General features: G+C 62.2%; 3 protein-coding genes. All 3 read right to left on the reverse strand.

Annotated features, from left to right (window positions below; genetic code table 11):
- Positions 1 to 2460: non-ribosomal peptide synthetase (locus VL52_RS22595; RefSeq protein ID WP_046159153.1), on the reverse strand; the 2460-nt coding region annotated here is incomplete at its 3' end.
- 239 nt (positions 2461 to 2699) lie between these two features.
- Positions 2700 to 4295: an MBL fold metallo-hydrolase gene (locus VL52_RS22600; protein WP_046159154.1), complete on the reverse strand. Its 1596-nt coding sequence runs from the start codon at positions 4293 to 4295 to the stop codon at positions 2700 to 2702.
- 18 nt (positions 4296 to 4313) lie between these two features.
- The coding region (locus VL52_RS22605) for an alpha/beta fold hydrolase (protein WP_144410387.1) at positions 4314 to 5219 on the reverse strand (906 nt) is incomplete at its 5' end.

A 5219-nucleotide genomic window follows, 5' to 3' on the forward strand; every position in this document is an offset into this window, starting at 1 on the left:
TCGGCCGACCTGTACGCCGCCGATGTGGATTTCGCCGGCCGCGCCCAATGGCACCGGCTGGCCTTGCGCGTCCAGCAGGTAAATGCGCGTGTTGGCGATCGGCCGGCCGATCGGGACCGCGTCGGGCACGCCATCCGCGTCGCAAGTCCAAGCGGTAACGTCAACCGCCGCTTCGGTCGGGCCGTACAAATTGTGAACCGCCCCTTGCGGCAACAAGCGCCGGCAGCGCCGCAACAGCGCGGCAGGCAAGGCTTCGCCGCTGCAGATGATCCGGCGCAAGGCCACGCAATCGGAAGCCTGTTTCGCCTCAAGAAAAGCCTGCAGCATCGATGGCACGAAATGGATGGTGGTGATGTCGAGCCGCTGAATGGCCTGGGCCAGGTAGGCCGGGTCGCGATGCCCGCCCGGCTTGGCCATCGCCAGCCTGGCGCCGCTCATCAGCGGCCAGAAGAATTCCCAGACCGATACGTCGAAACTGCAAGGCGTTTTCTGCAACACCGCGTCTCCGGCATTGAGGCCATAGGCTTCCTGCATCCAGAGCAGCCGGTTCACCACGCCGCGGTGTTCATTCATCGCGCCCTTAGGCTGGCCGGTGGAGCCTGAGGTATAGATGACATAGGCCAGATCGTTATCATCCAGGCCGGTTTCTTCTTGGCTCAAGCGCTCGCCGGATTCTCCTCTCCAGCCCCCTCCGCTCAGATCGACGGCGCTTTGCGCGCGCGCCCCCAGCAGACCCCGAGTCGCGGGCTGCGCCAGCGCCGTCGCCGCCTTGCAATCGTCTAGCATATACGCGAGGCGCTCAGGCGGATAAGACGGGTCCAGCGGCACATAAGCCCCGCCCGCCTTTAAAATCCCCAACAGCCCCACCACCATCTCGTAACTGCGCTCGGCGCAGATCGCCGCAAGCTGGCCCGGTTTTACGCCCAGCCGACGCAGATGGCGCGCCAGCTGGTTAGACTGAAACTCCAGTTCGCCGTAACTGAGCTGTCCGCGCTCATCGCTCACCGCGACGGCATCCGGCGTGCGTTCCGCCTGCTCCTCGAACAACTGATGCACACAACGGCGCTTCGGGTAATCGCGTACGGTGGCGTTCCACCGCGCCAGACGATCGGCCTCGGCGGGAGTGGACAGGGCCAACGCCCGCACCGGGACCATCTGATCCTCCAACACCTGCTCCAGCACATGCAGCAAGCGTTGCCAGATCGCCAGCACCTCCTCCTTTTCGAAGTAGGCCTGGTTATAGCTGAAATGGATTTTGACGTTGTCGCTGCTGTTGCGCCGAACGTGCATCGACAGCGGGGTCCGCTCGCCATCGGCGGAACACATGATGGGAGGCTTGGCCGATGCCTGGCCAAAGCGGAAGCGCTGGTCATACTGCTCGTACGACAGCACGAGATCGAACAACTGGGCGCGTCCCTGCCTCCACAAGCCAAGCCCGCGGTTCAGCTCGCTGATCGGAAAGCGTTGGTACCGGTAGCAATGCTTGAGCTCGCGCTGCAAACGTTGCAGCACCTGCGCGAAGCTCCATTCGGCGTCAAATGGCAGCCGCATGGCGCTGATGCCTACAAACAAGCCGGCGGTGGCTTTGAAGCGGCCGCCGGACCGGTTCAGCATAGGCAGGCCGACCACCAGCTCATCGCGCTGCGCGGCTCGCGCCATATAGATCTGCCATGCGCCCAGAATGACATGGAATGGCGAGCACCCCTCCCGCCTGGACAGCGCCTCGACACGCTGGAACAGTTCCGGCGACATGGGCAGCGCCAGGTGCGAGCTCGATGTCCGGCGGCCATCCGCCTCCGCCTGGCTGTCCGGACGAAACAAGGGATCAGGCAAGGCCTGGAATTTTGTCCGCCAGAAGTCCCGCTGGCGCTCAAACAACTCGGAGGCATGGTAGCGCTGGTCGTCGGCAATGAAATCGAGGTAGGAAGGCGCCGCCAGCTCGACCTCCTCCCCGTCGGCCAGCGCGCTGTAAATCTTGCCCAAAGACTCCATCAGCAAGTTCACCGTCCAGCCATCGACAATCAGATGGTGAAAGTGCAAAACAAAATAATGGCAATCCGCCCGTATTTTCAGCAAATGAAAGCGGAACAGCGGTTTTCCATATAGCTCGAACGGCTGCGCTTGCTGCTGCCGCATCCACTGCTCGGCGTATTGTTCCGCTTGTTCCTGCGCGGAGAAGTCCAACAGCGGCACGCTGGCCGACAACCGCGGCGCGATGGTCTGCCGCGGCAGACCATCCCCCTTCGCACTCGGCGACAACAAGATGCGCAAAGCGTCGTGCTTCTCCAGCAGCAATTCGACGGCATGGGACAACAAAGCCGCGTCGAGCGGACCGCGCACGGGCATGTAACCGCCCACGTTGTACACAGGCGCATCGCTCTGGGTAATTTGGTCCAACCAGATTTCCCGCTGCGACGCGGTGAGCGGATACGACGCCTCGAAGTCTATGGCCGAGCTCATGGCACTTCCCCTTTGATGGATTCGATCGCCTGCGTCCGGACACGGTTAATCGCCGCAGCGGGATGGCATCGTCCAGATAGGCAATTTATTTGCGGCTGACGGCGAAGCGGCTCTTTTGACGGCCGGATATTCGCCAGTGAATACAGGAGCGCCCAGCCCGAGCCGGGCCTCCCGCTGAGTCGGATGGGACCCGGAGAGGGGGCTCGCCGCCCGCCCCTCCCTACGCCCATGACAGCTTGCTACAGCAGCATGGTTTGGCAGCCATGCAAACGCTGCGCCGCCATGCCGGCTTGGCGGCAACGGTCGACAAACTTGTCGGATTCGACGATCTGCTTCTTGTCCGGGGTGTACTCCAAGCCCACCACGAAACGGAACCAGGATTCCTGGCCCATTGCGTAAACCAGCGCCTGGCTGCAGCCGCACTCCTCGACGATGCGCCAGGCGCGCTCGCAATCCGACCCAGACAAACGCCGCGACTCATCCTCTCTGCGGCCTATCGGGTTGCTCAGATAAGGACCGTAAAGCCAGGTCAGAGGCGCACCGTCGCACTCCATGCCGATGAACAGGTTGTCCACCTTGCCTACCTGCTTGATGATGCGCCGGTACAGCACGCGGTCCTTGGCGTCGGAATCGGCGAGGAACATGAAGCTGCGTCCCTTCAGCGACAGGTACAGGCCATGCTTGCTGGTGATGCTCAGGTCGGAGTGCTCGCCATAGGACGGCAGGCTCACCAATCGGCCGTCCGGCAGCGTGATGTCGGCCATCTCGTCCATCACGATCACATTGTCAAAACCCAGCCGCTTCAGCGTCAGCTTCATCGAAGGGTCTGCGAAATTGTTGCCATTGTTGCGCGGGACCAGGATGTGGCCGATGCGGCCTCGCAATTGCAGCAAAGCCTCGCAGCTGAAATGATCCTGGTGGTTGTGGGTCAGGAAAACGTAGTCGATATGGTCCGGCAGATCGTAGAAGGTCAACCGTCCCTGCTCCGGCTGATGGTCCCAGGTCAGGAAGGGATCGACCAGAACCGATACCTCCGCGGTCTGAACCAGCACGCAAGCATGGCCGAAATAACGGACTCGCACGCCATCGCCTTCGTACTCGGGCTCATTGCGCTGCGGCGCGGAGGTGGTGAAATATTCGCGGAAAGCCGGGCGCTGATCCTCCGGAATCTCCAGCGCATCGGCCAACTGGCTGAAGGACACCGAGGACAGGCGGCTGGCCGAAAGCAAATCGAAGCGCGCGTCGGCAAACGGCAGCGGCACCACCATGCGCCCCGGCGCGTCGACTCGCGGCGTATTCATGAAGAAAGCGCGCTCCTCCTCCTTGTCCAAGCTGAAGGCGATTTCCTGTCCAGCGCCGTCCACCCAGTCCTCCAGATAAAGCAGCTCCTCGATCAGCCGCAGAGACGGGTGGTTATGCAAGTCATAGCTGACTTCCACCAGGCCCTGCAGCGGCTCCGGCAGCTCGGCGTAGATATGGTCGAGGCTGAGGCCGGTCTCGCTCTGCTGCAGCCTGCGATCCAGCTCCAGCAGCGCCTCGGCGAACGCGATCTGCCTGCCCGCCTGCTGCTGGGTCTGCTGCCATAGCGCCTTCACCGCGGCGGCATCGCTTTTCTTCAGTTCCAGAAAAGGCCCGCCGAGCATTTCCGGATTGCTGGACGCGGCTTCATGCACCGCCGGCGAGGCGACGAAAGACTTGAGCATGGGCAAGTGGCGAAAGGCGATATTCAAGGCATGCTGGGCTGGCGATACCAGGTGCGCCCAGGCATACCAGCGCATGATCAACGGCTCGATCTTGGTGTGGCTGCGCAGGAATACGTTATCGGATACGGTCATGCTTCAACTCCTGTCTATTCAAGAATTACGGCGGGTGGACTGGTCGTGGAGCGTGGCCAGCTTGCGTTCGATCACCGGCCCCATCTGCTCCATGAATTCGATTCGGTTCATTTGCGCATGCTGGCAATGGACCTCATGCACTTCGATATCGCCTTTCACATACTCATTCCACGCATGCGGGGGCAGCAGCGGCGTAGATTCGTCGTAAGGCACCGTGGCCCGGAACAACAGCGCTGGGCCCTGGCTGACCGGCGTGGTCGATTGCCGGATCAGTTCGACATGGCGTTTGGTCACCTCGAAAATGGCCTGCATCTTCGTTTCGCTGACATGGAACTTGAAGGTGTTCTTGAACTCCTTGGTGAACAGCGGGTACTCGATCATTTCATCGTCCTTGTGCATCGGCGACGGCCCGGAATCGAGCAGGAACAGCAAGCCCACCTCCTGATCCATGCTTTCCAGCTGCGAGGCCATGGCTTGGGCGAGGTTGCCTCCCAGAGACCAGCCCAGCAGGTAATAAGGGCCGTGCGGCTGGATGCCGCGGATCTGGGCCACGTAATCGGCGGCCATGGCTTCAATCGAGCTTGCCGGCTCGCTCTGGCCGTCGATGCCCCTCGCCTGCAGGCCATAGATGGGCTGCTCCGCATCCAGGTAGCGCACCAGGCTGACATAGGTCCAGCTCAGGCACCCGCCCGGGTGAATGCAGAACAGCGGCGGGCGCTTGCCGTCGGGTTTGATCGGCAGCAGCACATTGAAGGAATCGTCATCGATCTCGCCGTCATCGATGTAGCGCGCCAGCCCGGCCACCGTCGGCGATTCGAACAGCGCGCGGATCGGCAGCTCGACCTGGAACAGCGCGCGGATGCGGCTGATCAGCCGGGTTGCCAGCAAGGAGTGGCCGCCCAGATCGAAGAAGCTGTCGTGCAA

This window comes from Chromobacterium vaccinii (genome assembly GCF_000971335.1).
Classification (GTDB): domain Bacteria; phylum Pseudomonadota; class Gammaproteobacteria; order Burkholderiales; family Chromobacteriaceae; genus Chromobacterium; species Chromobacterium vaccinii.